The 18,566-nt window shown below is 54.6% G+C and carries 14 protein-coding genes; 1 reads left to right on the plus strand and 13 read right to left on the minus strand.

Going from position 1 to position 18,566, the window contains the following annotated elements:
* Nucleotides 1-531 precede the first annotated feature (531 nt).
* The 8 genes from J2X61_RS00060 to J2X61_RS00095 all read right to left on the minus strand — a co-directional run bounded on the left by J2X61_RS00060 (nt 532) and on the right by J2X61_RS00095 (nt 8,600).
* Entirely contained in the window at nt 532-675 is a 144-nt protein-coding gene (locus tag J2X61_RS00060) for a hypothetical protein (protein WP_274466386.1), read from the minus strand.
* 20 nt (nt 676-695) lie between these two features.
* Nucleotides 696-2,117 (minus strand): RtcB family protein, encoded by a 1,422-nt coding sequence (locus tag J2X61_RS00065; protein WP_310184942.1) that lies wholly within the window; start codon nt 2,115-2,117, stop codon nt 696-698.
* A gap of 15 nt (nt 2,118-2,132) precedes the next feature.
* Complete coding sequence (locus tag J2X61_RS00070) at nt 2,133-2,915, minus strand: nucleotidyltransferase domain-containing protein (protein ID WP_310184944.1); 783 nt, start codon at nt 2,913-2,915, stop codon at nt 2,133-2,135.
* Nucleotides 2,916-3,233: 318 nt separating this feature from the next.
* Complete coding sequence (locus J2X61_RS00075) at nt 3,234-4,754, minus strand: solute symporter family protein (protein WP_310184946.1); 1,521 nt, start codon at nt 4,752-4,754, stop codon at nt 3,234-3,236.
* Between the two features lie 3 nt (nt 4,755-4,757).
* A complete protein-coding gene (locus tag J2X61_RS00080; RefSeq protein WP_274466390.1) occupies nt 4,758-5,090 on the minus strand; it encodes a DUF485 domain-containing protein in 333 nt (110 codons plus the stop codon).
* 163 nt (nt 5,091-5,253) lie between these two features.
* Nucleotides 5,254-6,003 carry a LytR/AlgR family response regulator transcription factor gene (locus tag J2X61_RS00085; protein ID WP_310184948.1) on the minus strand — a complete coding sequence of 250 codons (750 nt, stop codon included), beginning with the start codon at nt 6,001-6,003 and terminating at the stop codon, nt 5,254-5,256.
* A gap of 1 nt (nt 6,004) precedes the next feature.
* Nucleotides 6,005-7,753: a LytS/YhcK type 5TM receptor domain-containing protein gene (locus J2X61_RS00090; protein ID WP_310184950.1), complete on the minus strand. Its 1,749-nt coding sequence runs from the start codon at nt 7,751-7,753 to the stop codon at nt 6,005-6,007.
* A gap of 157 nt (nt 7,754-7,910) precedes the next feature.
* On the minus strand, nt 7,911-8,600 hold the full coding sequence (locus J2X61_RS00095; RefSeq protein ID WP_274466393.1) for a YceI family protein: 690 nt from the start codon (nt 8,598-8,600) through the stop codon (nt 7,911-7,913).
* 247 nt (nt 8,601-8,847) lie between these two features.
* Here J2X61_RS00095 and J2X61_RS00100 point away from each other — a divergent pair, with 247 nt between their 5' ends.
* Nucleotides 8,848-9,693 carry a stalk domain-containing protein gene (locus tag J2X61_RS00100; RefSeq protein ID WP_310184952.1) on the plus strand — a complete coding sequence of 282 codons (846 nt, stop codon included), beginning with the start codon at nt 8,848-8,850 and terminating at the stop codon, nt 9,691-9,693.
* Nucleotides 9,694-9,829: 136 nt separating this feature from the next.
* On the opposite strand, the gene J2X61_RS00105 is transcribed toward J2X61_RS00100, so the two are convergent.
* From J2X61_RS00105 to J2X61_RS00125, 5 genes are all read right to left on the minus strand, one after another.
* A complete protein-coding gene (locus J2X61_RS00105) occupies nt 9,830-12,250 on the minus strand; it encodes a glycosyl hydrolase family 95 catalytic domain-containing protein (protein ID WP_310184954.1) in 2,421 nt (806 codons plus the stop codon).
* A gap of 75 nt (nt 12,251-12,325) precedes the next feature.
* A complete protein-coding gene (locus J2X61_RS00110) occupies nt 12,326-13,987 on the minus strand; it encodes an extracellular solute-binding protein (RefSeq protein ID WP_310184957.1) in 1,662 nt (553 codons plus the stop codon).
* Nucleotides 13,988-14,088: 101 nt separating this feature from the next.
* On the minus strand, nt 14,089-14,988 hold the full coding sequence (locus tag J2X61_RS00115) for a carbohydrate ABC transporter permease (RefSeq protein ID WP_274466397.1): 900 nt from the start codon (nt 14,986-14,988) through the stop codon (nt 14,089-14,091).
* Nucleotides 14,989-15,007: 19 nt separating this feature from the next.
* Nucleotides 15,008-15,979 carry an ABC transporter permease gene (locus tag J2X61_RS00120; RefSeq protein ID WP_274466398.1) on the minus strand — a complete coding sequence of 324 codons (972 nt, stop codon included), beginning with the start codon at nt 15,977-15,979 and terminating at the stop codon, nt 15,008-15,010.
* A gap of 189 nt (nt 15,980-16,168) precedes the next feature.
* Nucleotides 16,169-18,544, minus strand: a complete 2,376-nt coding sequence (locus tag J2X61_RS00125) for a glycoside hydrolase family 95 protein (protein ID WP_310184962.1) — start codon at nt 18,542-18,544, stop codon at nt 16,169-16,171.
* Between the last annotated feature and the right edge of the window lie 22 nt (nt 18,545-18,566).

An 18,566-nucleotide genomic window follows, 5' to 3' on the forward strand; every position in this document is an offset into this window, starting at 1 on the left:
CGGGAGCGGAACGGAAATACAGGCCCTTATTTCAGTATAACGAGGGCCAATAGCCGCCGAAAGCGGAAATAAGATGCGCTATTATGCTGATTGAGCTGCGAAACAACCAAATTCAGCAAGGATAACGCATTGTATTTCCGCTTTACCTTCCAGAACCGCTAATTCAGCCGTATTAGCGAACTGTATTTCCGCTGGCGCGAGAGTCCAAGGGGGGAACACGTGCGGTTGTTAGGCAATAAGGAGTAGCGAGGTCATTCCGGTGCGGCAGCTTGTTTGGTGGATGTGTGCGACGTTGAAGGAACAGGCATCAAGGGTGCGAGGGTGGAGTTCGTGCTTGTGTTGGCAGGTAGATTCGGGCGGGAAGCTTGGCGGTGCGGGAGCGGAACGGAAATACAGGCCCTTATTTCAGTATAACGAGGGCCAATAGCCGCCGAAGCGGAAATAAGATGCGCTATTTTGCTGATTGAGCTGCGAAACACTCAAATTCAGCAAGGATAACGCATTGTATTTCCGCTTTACCTTCCAGAACCGCTAATTCAGCCGTAATAGCGAACTGTATTTCCGCTGGCAAGAACCGTCCGCCGGATGAAGCTGCACGCCGAATGGCTCAGGCGAATGCCGCAATATTTTACTCATCAACTTGCTTAAAGCCGTCCGCTCCTTGTTCGTTAACACACAGCGGCCTCCTTCATAACTCATTTGGCGCCTTTAATCGCTGCAAGCGGCTTGCACTTGGCTACAACCTGAGCCAAACCGGCTCCTACGACGCTCTCGATGATTTGATCGACATCTTTGTATGCCTGCGGCGATTCATCGAGAATAGCTTCCAGCGATTTCTGATTGACGACGACCTCCTCGTCCGTCCCCACACGCATCGCGGAGGCGAATTCACTCAGCGTAACCAGCCGCTTCGTAGCCCCCCGCGAGCGGAGGCGGCCCGCTCCATGGCAGATGGAGTGAAAGTTGGCCTTGCCGCCCGGCGCGCCGACCATCAAGTAGGAGGCCGTCCCCATGGACCCCGGGATGAGCGCTGGGTGGCCGGTAGCCGCATAGGGCTGCGGATTGTCCGGATGGCCGGCCGGCAGCGATCTCGTCGCCCCTTTGCGGTGAACGAAGTACGATTCGCCCTCATGCCGCTCCTCCCAGGCATAGTTGTGCATCAAATCGTACAGCGTCGTCATCTCAAACTTCGAGCCGAAGACATCCTTGCCCGCTTCACGAATGGCATACGCAATAAGATGCCGGTTAACCACAGCATAATTCAGCGCGGAATACATCAAATTGACATAAGCTTCTGCAGCCGGATGGGCAAGCGGAGCAAACACGAGCTTCGGGTCCGCCGTCCCTAAACCAAGCGTACGCATCACCTTCTGCATGTCGCTGGTGCAGCTGAGGTTCACAGAACCTCCCCATGCGCGTGATCCGGAATGGATCATGACGGCCACCTGCCCGTCGAACAACCCCCATGCTTCCGCGACAGCCCGGTTCTCCTCGGCAATCTCTATCGCTTGGATCTCGGCAAAATGGTTTCCGTTCCCGAGCGTGCCAAGCTGGCGGTGCGACCGGTGCCAGACTGCATTCGGGAAACGGTTCAAATCATTTTCATCCACAGTAAATTTGCTGCATTCCACATGCGTAAGCGATGTCGCCTTCCTCGGCGTGTAGCCGTTCGGCACATATTTCTTAGGCAGCCCGTGCAAACCCTTGGTCACGACGTGCTCCAGGCGAATGTCCGAGAAATGCCCCCGGGCATGATCCTCGACGGGCAAATATTTCTCGATAGCCTTCACCAGCTTGCGGCGCAGCTTCACATCCTTGAGCTCATTCCGGTGCAGATTGGTCAGATGCACCCTCATCCCGCAGCCGATATCGCTGCCGACGATCGAGGGAGATACGTAGCCGTCATGGGTATACCAGGCGGCGGTCGTGCCGATGCAGGTTCCGATGCCTACGTGCACGTCCGGCGTATAGCTCATGAACCTTTGGTTCGGTATTTGCAGATTGTTGTTGGCCATCTGGAACACCTGATAGTCCAACGATTTAAACAGCTCAGGAGCTGCGTAGACATGTACAACCCCCGAAGGAAGCTGCACCTGATGTGTATAATTTTCTTTCATCTGTTTCTATCCTCTCTATGAACCCCAAACCTCCTTCAGCGCTTCGCGGAACAAAGCATCGAGCGCTGCGTCCTGCTGTTCTCCCGAAACAGCCGTATGTTTGGCGGTTTCCTCATAATAAGCAATTTGCTTTTCCAAAAAATCGTGGATCGCCGATATTTTCGGTTCCAAATCGAATTCCACACCGGCTTTTTTGCGCGCCAGTAATGTATCGATGTCTTCCTTCAGCCTGGATTCTGGGAGCACGCCCTCCACCAGCTGTTCAAAGGCCATCGGCGGCATACCGCCGTGCCTCTCGATCCACATGCACGCCAGAATCGGGCGCAGCACGTAGAAATACTTTTTGATTTTGACAACATCGCCCTGCAAATAGTCCCGGAAATTCCCTTTCGCCATATGCAAGTAGTGGTACATACTCGAACGCGGGGAAAAGGTAAGCGGAGATAACCGGCGAATTTGCTCTGTGATGCCGTACGGCTCCATGTAAGCGATCGGCGATTGCAGCCATTCCAGCAGGGGAGGATTCGATTTGCGGAACAAATTCAGCGCCTTCTTCACATCCCAACCGTTCAAGTCGAGAAGATCGCTGATCGGACGCTCAATGACGTCCCGTTTCTCGAAGATGGACAAATACCAGTCCACCGGTCTTACATAGATGAACCGCACGTCATAATCGCTGTCTTGCGACGGAAATCCCCATGCCCGGCTGCCTGACTCACAGGCATATATGATCTTGACGCCTTCTGTTTGCTCGATAAGCTGAAGCTGATCTTTGATTGTAGCTGTATCCAATGTCATGGGACTCACCCTTTCTTCGTTAATTAGGTAGGAACGCCAAAAAGCCATAGACCGACATCGTCTACGGCTTAACATGTGCAATGAACGGAGGCCACTCCGCGGAGTGCCTGCGCTGCTATGTCAAACGTGCGTGCGAGACCGGTGGTATGCCGCTTGCTTCAATTGTCAGATTACGAATTCGATTGCGAATCATAGCCATCGGCCCCCTTTCCATTCATTTACAAACATCATACGAGTCAAACCTGCTTCGCGTCAATCCGCCCGGGGCGGAAAGATTGGTTATACTTATTTTCTTCAGGATTTCAGCATGTATCCTATCTATAAGCCTGTATTGGCTTTAACCAGAATTTCATCATATTTCGCATCGGCGCGCTTGGAGGAAAGCAAGGTGCCGGCGATAGCTCCCAAGAAGCCTAAAGGAATGGAAATAATCCCCGGGTTAGTTAGCGAAATTAGCGGAGTTCCGACCAAGATCGCTTTGCCGGCAACCGGATCCCAGACGTTGGGGCTCACGATAACTAGGATCAGAGCGCTGATTAAGCCGACGAGCATTCCCGTCACGGCACCGGCCGTATTAAATCTCCGCCAGAACACAGTGAACACGAGCACGGGCAGATTGGCGCTTGCGGCAACGGCAAAGGCCAAAGCGACCAGGAAGGCGACGTTCATTTTCTGGGCGAACAACGCCAGAACGATGGAGATCAGCGCAACACCGACGGAAGCGAGCTTCGCGGAAACGACCTGCTCCTTCTCTGTCGCCTTCCCCTTACGGACGATATGGCTGTAGAAATCATGTGCAAACGCCGAGGCGGCAGACAGAACGAGTCCGGCCACGACGGCAAGAATCGTAGCAAAAGCTACGGCCGATATAAAAGCAAAGAGGAAATCCCCGCCGAGCGACTTCGCCAGCAGCGGCGCCGCCATATTGCCGGCTGCGTTCGCCGCGACAATGACGTCCTTACCGACGAATGCGGCGGCACCGAAGCCCAGGAACAGCGTCATGACATAAAAGATTCCGATGACCCACGTCGCCACGACGACCGATTTCCTTGCCGTCTGAGCATCTTTCACCGTAAAGAAGCGGATCAGAATGTGAGGTAAGCCCGCTGTTCCAAGGACGAGCGCCAGATTGAGCGATATCGTGTCAAGACCGTTCGTGAACTTATTGCCGGGGTTCAAGAACGCTTCCTTGAGCGGCGTCGCCGTTCGCATTTGTTCGAACATGTGCATCACATTGAAATCGAACTTGGCAAAGACGATTAACGAAATGATGAACGTACCGGCAATAAGCAGCACGCATTTGATTATCTGCACCCAGCTCGTCGCCGTCATCCCGCCGAACACGACGTAGACCGTCATCAGCAGCCCGACGATTAGGACGGATGTCATATAATCCAAGCCGAGCAGCAGCTTAATCAGCGCTCCCGCTCCGACCAATTGAGCGATCATATAGAAGATCGAGATCGTAATCGAATTGAGTGCGGCCACACCGCGCACCTTTTTATTGTCGAAACGGGCCGCGATCATATCGGCCATCGTATATTTGCCCAAATTGCGCAGCGGCTCGGCGATCAGGTACAGCACGACGAGGTAGGCGACGAGAAAGCCGATGCTGTAGAAGAAGCCGTCGAAGCCGAAGAGCGCCACCATCCCGGCAATGCCCAGGAACGATGCCGCCGACATGTAGTCGCCGGCGATGGCAAGCCCGTTCTGCCATCCCGTCAAGCCGCCTCCGGCCGTATAAAACTCGCTGGCGGTCTTCGTTTTTTTGGCTGCATAATATGTGATGACCAGCGTTCCCGCAACAATGACCAGAAATAATAAAAATGCCGTATTCATCGCTTACCCCGCCTTTCTCTGATTGGCCGTTTCCGTTTCCGCTTTAATTCGATCGGATAAAGCATCGAACTCGGCGGCCTTGCGCGAATACAGCGAACACAGCACCCAAGTCATAATGAATTGCGCAAAAGCAAATAACCACGCCCATGTAATCGAGCCAATCGCAGGTTCATTCAGCACTTTCGTATAAGAGGTCATAATTGGGAGTACGAAGTAAAACACCAGGAAGAAAATGGACATCGGTAAAATAAATCGCTTTTTCTTGGCAAGAAGCTTCTGGAAAGATTCGGATCTTACAATTTCACTGTAACGATTGTGGTTATGCTGCTCTTTCATACAGTCCCTCCTGAATGATACAATCTCGTGATTCCGCAGTTCTTGTAAGCGCTTTATCATTTTATCACGAGCCGTCTTCTCCTGTTCGTTTCCCGGCGCGAAACGTCGGTAATCGTTCCTCAAACAGCAGAAAACAACCTTGAACCGTTCAGGCCCAAAGCTGCTACCCGCCTTCCAGCCGCCGGATCAGCTCCTTGGCGGCCACTCTCGATAACGGAACCCGGTTGCGCTTCGCATCTTTCAGAATGACATTGTAAGCGCCATTGAACCATGGCTCGATTTCATCGATGAAATCCATATTAACCAAATAGCTGCGATGCGTGCGAAAAAAAGAATACCCGACCAGCTTGTCTTCCAGCTCCTGCAGCGTCTGTCTCGTCGTGTGCATCTGCCCGTCCGACAAATGAATCCGCGTCAACTTCTCCTCCTTCACGGCAAAGCTGATCTTCACCGGCTCGATCACGACCATGCGGCTGCCGTCGTCAACCAGCAATTTCGGCTTCGCCGCAGGCGGGGCGGGAATAACAGCCGCTTGGGGCGGCGCTGCCATCGCAGCCCGCATTTTGCGGATTCGCTGCAGCGTGAATCGCAGGCGCTCTTCGTCATATGGCTTAAGCAAATAATCGACCGCCTCCTGCCTGAACGCCTCGACGGCATATTGCTCATAGGCCGTTGCAAACACCACGAGCGGTTTGGGCGTGAAGGCCATCAAGCTCTGCGACGCCCGCACCCCGTCCAATCCCGGCATATGAATGTCGAGGAAAACGACATCCGGCTTATGTACGCTCGCCAGTTCAAGCAGCTGCGCACCGTTCGTGGCTGACGGAAGGAGCTCGACGTCCCGCTCCTGCGACAGCAAATAGATCAGCTCCTCGCGAGCCAGTCTCTCATCCTCGGCGATCATCACTTTCATATCAGGCTCCACTCCTTTCATCCGGGTAAGGAATTATGCAGTCGATGCGTGCGCCTCCGCCCGGCGGATTGCTGAACCGGAGGCATGCCTCCGGACCGAACAAGGCGATCAGCCGTCGGTTCACATTGAATACGCCCAAGCCGGTGCTGTCACTGTTCGTAATCGGTGAATGGCCTAATACCGTCCGCACCTCAGGCGGAAATCCGTTGCCGTTGTCCATAACCGTTATCTGGACGCCGTTCTCCGCTCTCCTTAGCTCTACATGAATTTCGCCTCTGTCCGTCCTTCCCTTAAAACCGTGGTTAATGCTGTTTTCGACGAGCGGCTGAAGCGTAGAAGGCGGTATGCCGAGAGACTCCAAACCGGGCTCGCACCCGCAATGGACGTGCAATTGATCCTCGAAGCGGATATTGACAATGTCCAAATACGTTTGCAGGTGCTCCATTTCCTTATACAGCGGGACGAGCGGAGATTGGGTCAGCGTCAAATTCATCCGCATATACGTCCCCAGCTTCACCGTGACCCGCCTTGCTTCCTCCGGCTTGATGCGAATCAACGTCACAATGGCATTGAGCGTATTGAATAGAAAATGCGGATTAATTTGAGCCTGCAGCGCCTTGAGCTCCGCCTCCCTCATCAGATTTCTCAAATGTTCGGTTGTCGCCATATCCAGCTGGATGGATACCAGCTTGCTGAGACCTTGGGCGAACGCTTCCTCTACCGGGCGAATCTGCCGGGCGCTCTGATAATATAATTTGATTAACCCGGCCACCTGTCCCCCGCTGCGGAACGGAACAATCAACGCAGCGCCGATGGCGGGATGGTGCGGTTGAATTTGCTCCTTCCTGACGGCGATCTGGATGACTCCGGTTTGAATAGCCCGCAAAGACAGCTCCGTGACGATCCGCTCACCTTGTACGTGCCGCATCGACCCGAGCCCCACGTGAGCCAAGATTTTCTCTGTATCCGTAAGCGCCACCGCATTCGCATGAAGCTCCCGGCGCAAAATATTCGCCGTCGCTTCGGCCGTTTCGAACGTCAAGCCCCTCTTCAAATACGGTAACGCCATCTCCGCGATATGGAGCGCCCGCTGCGTCTCGGAAGCCGCCGCCCTCTCCTCCTCCTTCATGGCCGCCAGAATCATCGCCACGAAGATGCCGACCCCGATGCTGTTCGCCACAACCATCGGAACCCCGATCCCGTCCACCGTATGGATCGCAAGCGGCGAAGACTCATTGACGATGAGAATAACGCCCATCTGCAGAATAGGGGCGAACACGCTGATAAACAGCGCCTTCACCGGTGCGATCACCCGTTCCTCCGCGAAAAAGCGCGCCACGAATCCGGCTAGAAGCCCGATGATCGGCGTGGACCATACATCGGCTGCGCCCGTCACTCCGCCCAGCCAATAAGCATGAATCCCCGATATAAGCCCCGCTCCCGTGCCCACGAAAGCGCCTCCAAGAAGTCCCGCAACCATCACGCCGATCAGCGCGGAATCGGCCATCGCTTCATGGGCGTTCAGGGAACGGACGAAGAAGGTCGAGTCCAGCCCGCTCTCGGTAACCACAACGCCTGCGTAAGTACCTGCGATGCTGATCAAGCCGAAGAACAGGGAGAACGTCACTCCTGTCCGCAAGTCCAACCGCCGGTCAAGCAAATACCGGAACTGGGGGATCCTGGTCAAGATGAACGTCAGCAGCAGCAAAATCCCCATCCGCTCGATGAGCAAGAGCGTGATATGTTCCATCCTTTTCCCCCTTCGCTCCGCTGCAATTATCACCATTATAACCGGAAAACGGGCCGAAAGTAAGAATGCAGCCGCCCGGACGGTATGCCAACAACAAAGAAAGGCGCCCGCGCGGGCACCTCTCCGATTAACGATCTGGATGAGCTCGTTAATGAAATTATGAATTTTGCTGCTCCATTGCAAGGCTCAGCGTTATCGTGACGTTATTCTCCGTGTCCAGCACAACCGCATGCGGATTCTTCATGCCGAAATCGTCAAACGTAACCACCGCGGTGCCTCCCATATTAATAATGCCTTGATTGTACGCAGCGTCCGTCTTGAACGTGACGTCCTTGGAAATATCTTTGATCGTCAAAGTTCCCGTCATATCAAAAGAAACCTTTTCGCCTTCTTTCCATTCTTTCGGAAAATTATTGACTGTTTTCAGCTTGAATTTGGCTTCAGGGAACGTCTGGGCATTCAAGTATTCCGCCCCTTTGATATGGCCGTCCCTTTGGGAATTGCCGGATTGCAGCGCAGCGATGCCGACTACGGCGTCGGCCGCCATTTTCGCGGGATCCGCGCTATTCAGCGCCCACTTCCCCGCAACGGAGCTGCCTTCAAAATTCACTTGTTCCTTAGAGGTTTTCACCGTGAAATACACTTTCGAGTCCGGGCGGATGTTCCAATTTCCGTTCAGAGCTTCCCCGACAGGAGCCGAAGCCGCACTCGTCGTTGCAGCTGCCGCTCCCGCGGGGATTGCCTCTTGAATCGTCACATGGTTGCCTGCATAATAGTCGTAAGCATAATAAGCTCCTCCCAGCACTACAAAAGCGCCCACCGTCCATGCTGCAAGTTTCATTTTCATTATCCTGCCTCCTATCGATATTCATCTTTTCTGTAAGTTTATAAGTACACTACACCGTGTAGTGTTAAAAGCATAGCAAGCTAAACTGAAAATTAGCTGAATGTTACCTTAATTTTACATGAAAATTTAAAGCGGAAAACCTTTCCCCCTGTCCCTGGTCAATTTAATTTTTTACGCCCCTACCCTCACAATTCTCGTTCGCTATACCGAATATATGAATTGTACATAACAAGGGAGGAAATGACATATGAAAAAAACTTGGACCATCCTCGCATCCTGCGCGCTTGCAACAAGCTTGATGGCAGGATCGGCATTCGCGAAATCGGAGAACGGCAACAACGGCAGCAACGGCGACAACAAGCCGGACAAGAGCATTACGGTTGATGTGGACGTGAACGCGAATGCAGATGCAAGCGTAACATCCGACACGTACGGCAGCCATGGAAGCAATGGCTACAAAGGGCTTCTGAATGCAATCAACAATGTGAAGGACAAGCCTGCCGGCGCCGTCATTGCTGATCTTCTGTTGACGAAGTATGAAACGAAACTGACAGACGAGATGAAGGCTGAGCTTGAAGCGATTACTGAGAAGGTTGCCGCATTGTCGGCCGTCGCTGATATTCTGGTTCAAAACGGCAGCGTAACGGAAGCCGTTTATGTTCAAAAAGAAGCGATCACGGCAAATGTGAAAAACATCGATTCTTACAAGAAGCTTGGAAAGTTATATGACAAATTGGGCAAAAAAGGCGTTAAGCTGTATGTCAACGGTGAAGAGCCGGCATTTGAAGTAGCTCCTTTCATTCGTGAAGGCAGCACGCTTGTCCCTTTCCGTGCGATTTCCGAAGCTCTGAAAGCAACTGTGAGCTGGGATCCGGAAGAGCGTTCCGTCACGGTAACGCGCGACGGTATCACAGTGAAGCTCTTCATCGATAGCAAAACCGCTACGGTGAACGGAAATGAAGTGACGCTGGAAGTTCCGGCGGCAATCGAGAACGGCAGCACGGTAGTTCCGGTTCGCTTCGTGAGCGAAGCTTTGAAAGCAGCCGTTAAATGGGAAGCCGAAACGCAATCCGTTGTCATTTACGAAGAATAGAACGTGCTTACCGAGCATAAAAACGTCAAACCCCCAGCCTTAGGCTGGGGGTTTGGCGTTTGGCGATCAATCCGCCTGACACTTCGGCGCGCCGGAACATCTGTCATGAGGCAGCACCATGGAGGCCTCCAATCTCTCACCCCGCAGCCGCTTGAACATCCGCTCGCACGAGCCGAATTCTGTCGCCGGGCGAAGTCGGAAGCTCGATCACATCGGCATGAATCGTCGATTCGCCTCCGGCCATCCGGCATACGGCTCCTTGCGGCCACGGATTGTACAGCTTCAGCGCTGCGCCCGCTTCGCTTTCAATCTCTACCCACCGCACCTCGCCGCCGGAGAAGGAAGCGCTGACGAGGAAAGCGCCGACCGCCCGCAATGTGGCGAACTCGGCCTCTTGTTCTGCCGGCCAATTCGGGAAGAAACGCAGGATGCCGTTATAGCTTTGGAGCAGGCACTCGTTAATGACGACCGGCAGCGCAAAATTCTCGAACCATACGCCGACACGGCGCATGAAGTCGAAGCTGAGCGTGTCGCTGTACCTGCCTCCCGACAGCAGAACCCGGTCGGTGCACGTGCCGTTGGGCAGCATGCAGTAGCTGATTTGCCGTTTGAACCGCTCCAAATCGAGCTGCCCCAGACGCGCCCCGGCCAGGTGGTAGAACACCAGCTCGTTACCGCCTTCGTTGCGGTGGTTCCAATACGAGTTCACGGCGATGCGGTATTGATCTTCCGGCGAATGCAGTCCGTGTTCTTCCCCCGGGAATATCGTCATAATGCCGTTCGGCGTATTATAGACGACTTCGGGATCCTCTCCGGGCACGGAGACGAACACGGTTCCGCGCCGGGATTCGGCGGTCGGGTATTCCGGGAATTGGCGCAACAATTTCCGAACGCTGCCCAGCAGCTCCGCCTCCTCCTGCTCGACGCCGAGCACCTTGCAAGCTTCGGCATACGCATGGAACAGAAACTTCGTCAACGTCAGATCGACGAGACAATCGTAATTTCTCTTGAACCCGGGCGTCAGCTCATAAAGCTCGGGAACAACGGTGGGATACACATGGTACCGGTCATCGCCCCACGCCTCCCCGTGCGTATCCGGACGGTCCATGTAATCCGCCATGAACAGCACGGCTTCCTTCATCGGCACGAAGGCCCGGTTCGCCAAGAACTCCCGATCCATCGTATATAAGTAATGCCACCATAAACTTTGGACGGTCCATGGCGTCTCGCAAACCTCCCACCCCCAATGAGGCACCGGATACGGCATGAGGTTCATCTCGACCGGATAGGCGGAATGCGGATAATACGCGCCTCGCATGCCGTAATAATCCTTCGCCCACTTGCGGCTCACGGGAAGGATATGATCGACCATGTTGACATAAGCAAGATGCTTGTCGACATGGTTGCTGGAGAACGCGAGCCAGAACGGCTGCTGCGTGTTGTAATTCATATGGTAGTCGCCGTGCCACTCCGAGCCGATGGAGCGGTAGCTCCAGTTCGCGAACAAGCCGGGACAGGTCGCCTCCGGCTTGACGGAGCAGTGATAGAAATACAAGTTCCAATACCAGATCCGCTCCAGGAACTCATCGCCGAGCTTCACGCCCGAACGGCTCCAATAGTCAGCCCAGCTGCTTCGGCATGCGGCATATGCCTCAACCCAGCCCTCGGCAGCCGGTGCGTGAAGGACCGTCAGACCCTTCGAAACCGCTGTATCCGCCCCTTCCGCCAGCTCCACGCAGACGAGGAAATCCTCCGTGCCAAGCAAGCTTGCCTGCACACCGTCCTTGACATTATGCGCCGGTGCAATCGCTTCGGCTGTGCGAACAGCAAGGCGGAAAGCCTTGTCCTTGGGATGGCCTGTGCCGCCCTCCGGCGTGAACGGAAGCGTCTGCCGGAAGAACAGCTGCCCCAGCTCGGCGGACGCCGCTTTCTCCGCCGGCGCAAATACCTTCGGCGTATCCGGGTCCGGAATGAGCTTGATTCTGTCGAACACGCCTCGCATAGAGGCAGAGTCTCCTGCAGCTCCCCCAGCAGCACCGGCCTCCGTTCCGGCAGCCACCAACCTCAGCCACATGCGGTCGGTATCAGGCTCGATGAACAGCTGCAGCGTGACCTCAGCCGCATCCGCTTTCATATAAACTTCACAGAGGCCGTCGTGAATATGCACTTTATGGCCCAGCACCTCCGCCCTGCGCCTGTCGTAGCCCAGCAGCAGAGAACCGCACGGCATGGGTCGGGGATACGGCTTGCGATAGTTCTCCTGCGTCATATCGCAATATTCGCGATACCAAGCATGCTCCTGGAACGTATCCAGCTCTTGCGGAATCTGCTTCAACTGCTCGAAGACGTCTTGAAACGTGCCGATCTTGTCCGCGTTATCCTCGGCGATGCGAATGTCCCACACATTGTTATGTCCGAAATGGATGACGACCGCATCCGGACGCGTCGTCACGACGGCGCCCAGTCCGCCGTTGCCCATCAGCGCCCCTTCGAAGAAATCCGGCGCCGGCTTATCGTGAACGATCCCGTGCCGCTTCGCTTGCTCGGTTGGATTCATCGTTTCCGCTCCCTTATGTGCCGCACGAAATCCCGCGCAGCCGGCAGGCTGCGCAGGACTTCGAATTCGGCGGCATTATTTTTTGAACGATTTATCGTAAGATTGCTGCATAATATCCAGGTACCGCTTCAAATTCAGTTTATTGAGGCCGGCGACGTAGGCATCCCAATCCTTGTTCAAATCTTTGGCGCCCGTAACGAACTGCAGCGCATTCTGATCGATGTAGTTTTTGATGTTCGTCTTGAGCATTGCCGCTTCGTCAGCCGTAGACGGATCGATCCAGATCGCCCAGTGCGGGAACACGTCTTTCGGCTGCTTACCGTCATAGAGATGGGTAGCTTCCTGCAATCTGCGCTCATAACCGGTCGTATCATAAATGTCGGTAGCCGCAACCCAGCTGTCACGGAACGCTTTGGGTTGGAAATATTGCGCCATCGCCCCCCATGCCGAGTTATGCGGAGCTTCGCCCGTCGGCGTCGGAATCGTCGCCAGCAGCGGAGACGCCGATTTCTCAACCGGCACGTCGCCATCCTTCGGCTTCCTCCAGTCTTTGCCTTCCTCGCCGAAGTGACCGCGAATTTGGCCTTCCTGGGAGAACATGTAATCCACCAGCTTCATGGCGGCGATCTGCGCTTCTTTGCTCGCTTTATTCGTCAGGACGAAGGTCGCGCCGGGGTCGCTCGGATAGTTATAAGTAGCGAAAGCCCCGTTCGGCCCTTTCAATGGCGGCACGGCATCATACGTTTTGGAAGCATCCGACCCTCCCGTTACGAAAATATAAGGGTGCATCGCTGCGCCGGAGCCCAAAATTTGCGCATCGGCATTGTCGCCGATTTTCTTATATGCCGTTGCATTTTGCGTGAATGCGCCTTTATCGATCAATCCTCCGTCATACAGGGACTTCACGAATTGCAAGCCTTGCTTCCACTCGCTTTTATCCGCCGCCACATCCACCTTGCCGTCTTTCAGAAGGAGATACGTACGGTCGTCATCATAGATGAAGCCGTTCATGAAATACGGGATGATATGAACCCCATAGTCTTCAATTGAACCGCTGAGCGGCACTTCGTCCGCTTTGCCGTTGCCGTTCGGATCCTTCGTCTTGAAAGCCTCAAGCACGTTCTTGTAATCGTCCAGTGTGGCGGGCATCGTCAGATTCAGCTTTTTCAGCCAAGACGAATTGATCCACATTTTGTTCGGATAAGAACAGTGGTAACACTCAACCAGCTGCGTTAGTCCATATATTTTGCCATCAGGGGCCGTATTCATCGCTTTAAAATAAGGGAATTTGTCCAAGGCCGCTTTCACATTGGGCGCATATTGGTTAATGAGATCGTCGAGCGGAAGGATGACGCCCTGCTGGGAATACCGCAGAATATCCGTTTGTGAGAATTTATCTACCCACGGAATCAGCATATACACATCCGGATAGTCGCCGCTGGCCAGCGAAATCTGCCTTTTCTCAGCAGCTCCGTCGAACGGAACCGTCTGCCATTCGAATTTGATATTAAATTTCTGCTCAGCCAATTTGGAAAAGCTGTTCGTCGCCAAATCCGTATTCGTGTCCTGTTGGGCGAAAATTTTGATCGGCACCGGCGCGCTGCCGCTCCCCGAGCTATTCGTTGTCGACTGCGCATCGGGCGAGTTCGTATTGGAATCTGTCCCGGATGTACAAGCGGTAAGCACCAAGCTGATGGTAAGCAGCATAATCCAGACTGTCGAAATTGTTTTTTTCAAATGCGATCTCTCCCTTTCATGTTCAAATGATAACCCCTGTATACGCTTTGCCGTACCGTACCCAAGTTCTCTTGGCCTCACCTCCTTTCCTGCCGGGCAGCCTAGCCCTTCACGGAGCCAATCAGCATCCCTTTCACGAAGTACCGCTGAACGAAAGGATAAATGACCAGCACAGGCAGGCTCGCAACGACAATAAGCGAATATTTGGTCAGATCGGCGAATTGCTGCCTTCTCAGCTGCTCAGCCGCATCGATGTTGCTGGACGCCGCCGAGTTCAAGATCAGAATACTGCGCAGAATCAACTGCAGCGGGTATAAGGATTGCGTTTTCAAATAGATCAATGCATCGAAATAAGCGTTCCACTGCCCGATCGCATACATCAAGATCAGCACGGCAATGATCGGCTTCGACAAAGGGATGACTACACTCAACAGGAAGCGAAGATCGCTGCAGCCGTCCATTTCGCTAGCTTCCGCCAGCTCTTCGGGAATGGATGACTGAAAGAACGTTCTGGCAATGATGATTTGCCATACCCATATCGCTTGCGGAATCAGCAGCGCCCACCGCGTATCGAGCATGCCGAGCTGCTTCACAACCAGATAAGTAGGAATCAATCCGCCGGAGAACAGCATCGTGAACGTAATGAACATCATGAGCGCATTACGGCCGAAAAAGGTTCGGCGCGACAACGGATACGCAAGTACGATCGTCAGCGTGACGCTGATTAAGGTTCCGATACAAGCATAAAATAACGAGTTGCCATAGCCTTGCAGTACTTGCGGATTGCTTAAGACGACCTTGTATCCGACAAAGGTCAGATCGACCGGCCAGAGCCAAACCTTGCCCGACGAAACCGCAAGCGGGGAGCTCAGAGACGAGCTGACAATGAATATGAGTGGATAGAGGACGGCGACCAGCACGATGCCCAGTAGGGTATACACCCCCGCAAGGAACAACCGGTCTCCCGTCGATTCGCGAATTCCGCGACCTGCCTTGATCATAAGGAAGCCTCCTCTCTTGTTACCATAGACTTGTACTGGAAATTCGTTTGGCGATCGCATTCACGATTAAGAGCAGAATCAGATTCACGATCGAATTGAATAAACCTACAGCCGTGGCGAAGCTGAAATTGGCATTGAGCAGACCTATTTTGTACACGTAAGTCGCGATGATTTCAGCCGTTTCCAGATTTAGCGGATTTTGCAGCAGGTAAATTTTCTCGAACCCGACCGACATGATGCTGCCGACGCTCAGTATCAAAATAATAACGGCCGCAGGCATGATGCCGGGAATGTCAATATGGATGATCTTCTGAAAACGGGATGCCCCGTCCACTTTGGCCGCTTCATACAGCGACGGATCTACCCCGGCGAGCGCCGCCAAATAGATGACGGCCGAGTAACCGGCTCCCTGCCATACGTCGGAGAACACGTAGACACTGCGAAACATACTCGGAATGCCGAGAAAGTTGATCGATTCCAGGCCGAAGCTTTGAAGTAAAATGTTGATCACGCCGAGTCTCGGCGATAGGAGCAGCATGATCATCGAGACCATGACAACCGTTGAAATGAAGTAAGGCGCATAAGTCACCAGCTGAACCGTTCTTTTGAAAATACCGCCTCGTATCTCGTTCAACGCCAAGGCCAGCAGGATCGGAACGGGGAAGCCGACCGCTATCTGGTACAGGCTGAGGACCAGCGTATTCTTAATGAGCGTCCAGAACTGCGGGTTATTGAAGAAGAGGCGAAAGTGCTTGAGCCCTGCCCAAGGGCTGTCCCAAATCCCTTTGACGACGCTGTAATCCTTGAAAGCAATGACCGCATTCACCATTGGAATGTACTTAAAGATGAGGAAGTAAAGAATACCTGGAATAATGAGCAGATAAAACTGCCAATGCTTCCGAAAGCTTCGCTTCATCTCGGTCCATAGCGAAGCTTTCTTCGCAAGACTAGGAGCGCGCGTTTCTCTGACTGCTGCTGTTTCCAAAACCATCCCTCCTGTTTGGTAGCGCTTTCTATATGTCTACAACACCACATTCCGGCCTTCGCCGTAAAGGTACACCTCAAATCGCTGCGTACAACAGCTTCCTCACGGCAGCGTACACTTCCTTCGGGCAGGTACATTACACGCTGCAGATAAGAAAACGGCGGGTTCCTTCGGTGGAACCCGCCGTTACCCTTCTTATTTGAGTCTGTAGACTTGCCCGGCCTCCGCATCGAAACGAATGACATCGTCCGCCACCCGTTCGAACGGGATGCTCTTGCCATCCGACTCGACTGCCTGTACCTTGCCTTGGGTACGGACACGGCAGCTGCCGCCGAATCCGGCTTCAATTTCGGCTTCTTGCATCGCGCCTTCCGCCCAAATCAGATGGACGGTATGCCCGCCTCTGGCGCGCAGCCCTCTCACGGATCCGTTCGGCCACGCATCCGGCAGCGCCGGCAGCAGGCAGATTTCCCCGTCATGCGATTGGACGAGCATCTCCGCCACGCCGGCGGTAAAGCCGAAGTTGCCGTCGATCTGGAACGGCGGATGAGCGTCGAACAGGTTCGCGTACACGCCGCCACGATGATAGTTCGTCCCATCCTCACCGACCAGCTGCAGCAGATTGGAAATAAGCTGCAGCGTCCGGTTCCCGTCTTGGAACCTGGACCATAGACATATTTTCCAGGCCAGGCTCCAGCCTGTTCCGCCGTCACCCCGCCGCTCGAGCGATTGTTTGGCGGCTTCGAACAGCTGCGGCGTGCCTTGAGGCGTTAGCTGCCGGCCAGGGTAAATCCCGAACAAGTGCGACACATGGCGGTGGTGAACATCCTGATCGTCCCAATCGACCGACCATTCCTGCAGCTGGCCGTGTTTGCCGATCTGCAGCGGCTTCAGCTTATCCAGCGCTGCCGCCATCTCGGCTCTGAGCCCTTCATCTGACTCCAGCAGCTCAGCGGCCTGGATCGCGTTCGTCAACAAATCCCAGATTAGCGACAAGTCCATGGTCGTCGCTTGGCTGACAGCCGCCAGCTGACCGTCCGCTGTTACGAACTTGTGCTCCGGCGATGTGGACGGCGATGTAATCAGATGACCGTTCTCATCCGGATGCAGCCAGTCCAGGCAGAAGAGCACCGCTTCCCGCATGACGGGGTAAGCCTGATCCCGGAGGAAGCGTTCGTCCTTCGTGAACGCATAATGCTCCCATAGATGCTGGCACAGCCATGCGGCCGACATCGGCCACATCGCCCACACCGGATCGCCTTCGCCATAATCGCCGACCGGAGCGGATTGGCACCAGATGTCGCCGTTGTGGTGGGCGACCCACCCCCGGCAGCCGTAGTTCACCTCGGCCGTCTTGCGGCCGTTCTGGGACAGCTGCCCGATGTACCGCAGCAGCGGCTCGTGGCATTCGGACAAGCTGCACGTCTCCGCCAGCCAATAGTTCATCTGGGCGTTAATGTTCAGCGTCCAGTTGGAGCTCCATGGCGGCCGAAGCTCTTTATTCCATATGCCCTGCAAATTGGCAGGCTGCGATCCCGGACGGGAGCTGGCTATCAGCAAATAACGGCCGTATTGAAACAGCAGCTGGACGAGGCCCGGATCCTTCGCCCCGAACTCGGCGATTCGCCGGTCGGTCGGCATCTCCTCAGGCGCCAGGGACTCGCCGAGATCCAGTTCCACGCGGTTGTAGAGCGCCGTGTAATCGTCAATATGGGCCTGCCTCAGCTCCGCGTAAGGTTTGGCAATAGCCCGCTGCAAACGCTCGATGTTAGCGGAAGCCAGCTCGCTGTTCGTCCCGGCGGGAGGACGGTCATAGCCTTGGAAGCCGGTCTCCGCACTGAACAGCAGCGTCACCGCTGTTGCATCCTGCACATGCAGCCCGTCGTGATCGGCACGGCACGTCCCGCCCGCCAGTTGGACGGCCACCCGGCCTTCGAACCTCATCGCTTCGGTTTCATCCAGACTTCCATACACGACTGGTTGATCGGTATTGTAGTAGTTGGGATCGACGTGCTCCGGGGAGATGCCTTGCATATACAGCTGATCCGCCGCCGTGCCTGACCGGTACGGGTGCGGGCTGTCCAGCTTCACCGTGAAATGCAAGGTGCCGGGAACGCTTGCCTCTAACCGCAAAGCGATGACCTGATCGGGGAAAGAAGCGAATACTTCGCGCGTATAGCTTACTTGCCCGATCCGGTATGTCACCTGCGAGAGCGCATTCGTCAAGTCCAGGCTGCGCGCATAGTCCCGGATAACGCCTCCATGCCGGAATTTCACATACAGGTCGCCAAGCGGCATATATGATTCATTGTAAGGTCCCATCATTTCCTTGCTCTTGGTATCGGCTTCCGCGTAGCGGCCCTCCGCGATCAGCGCCCGCACCTCGGCCAGCGCCTCCTTGGCTCCCGGATTGTTGCCGTCGACCGGCCCCGGGCCCGACCACAGCGTATCTTCATTCAATTGCAAACGCTCGGTTTCGGGATCGCCGAACACCATCGCTCCCAGTCGTCCGTTGCCGACCGGAAGCGCCTCCGTCCATGCTTTGGCACAGCTGTTATAGCGCAATTTCATAATCATCAGCTCCTATGTACGA

The sequence above is a fragment of the Bacillus sp. 3255 genome (genome assembly GCF_031456485.1).
Taxonomy (GTDB): Bacteria; Bacillota; Bacilli; order Paenibacillales; family NBRC-103111; genus Paenibacillus_E.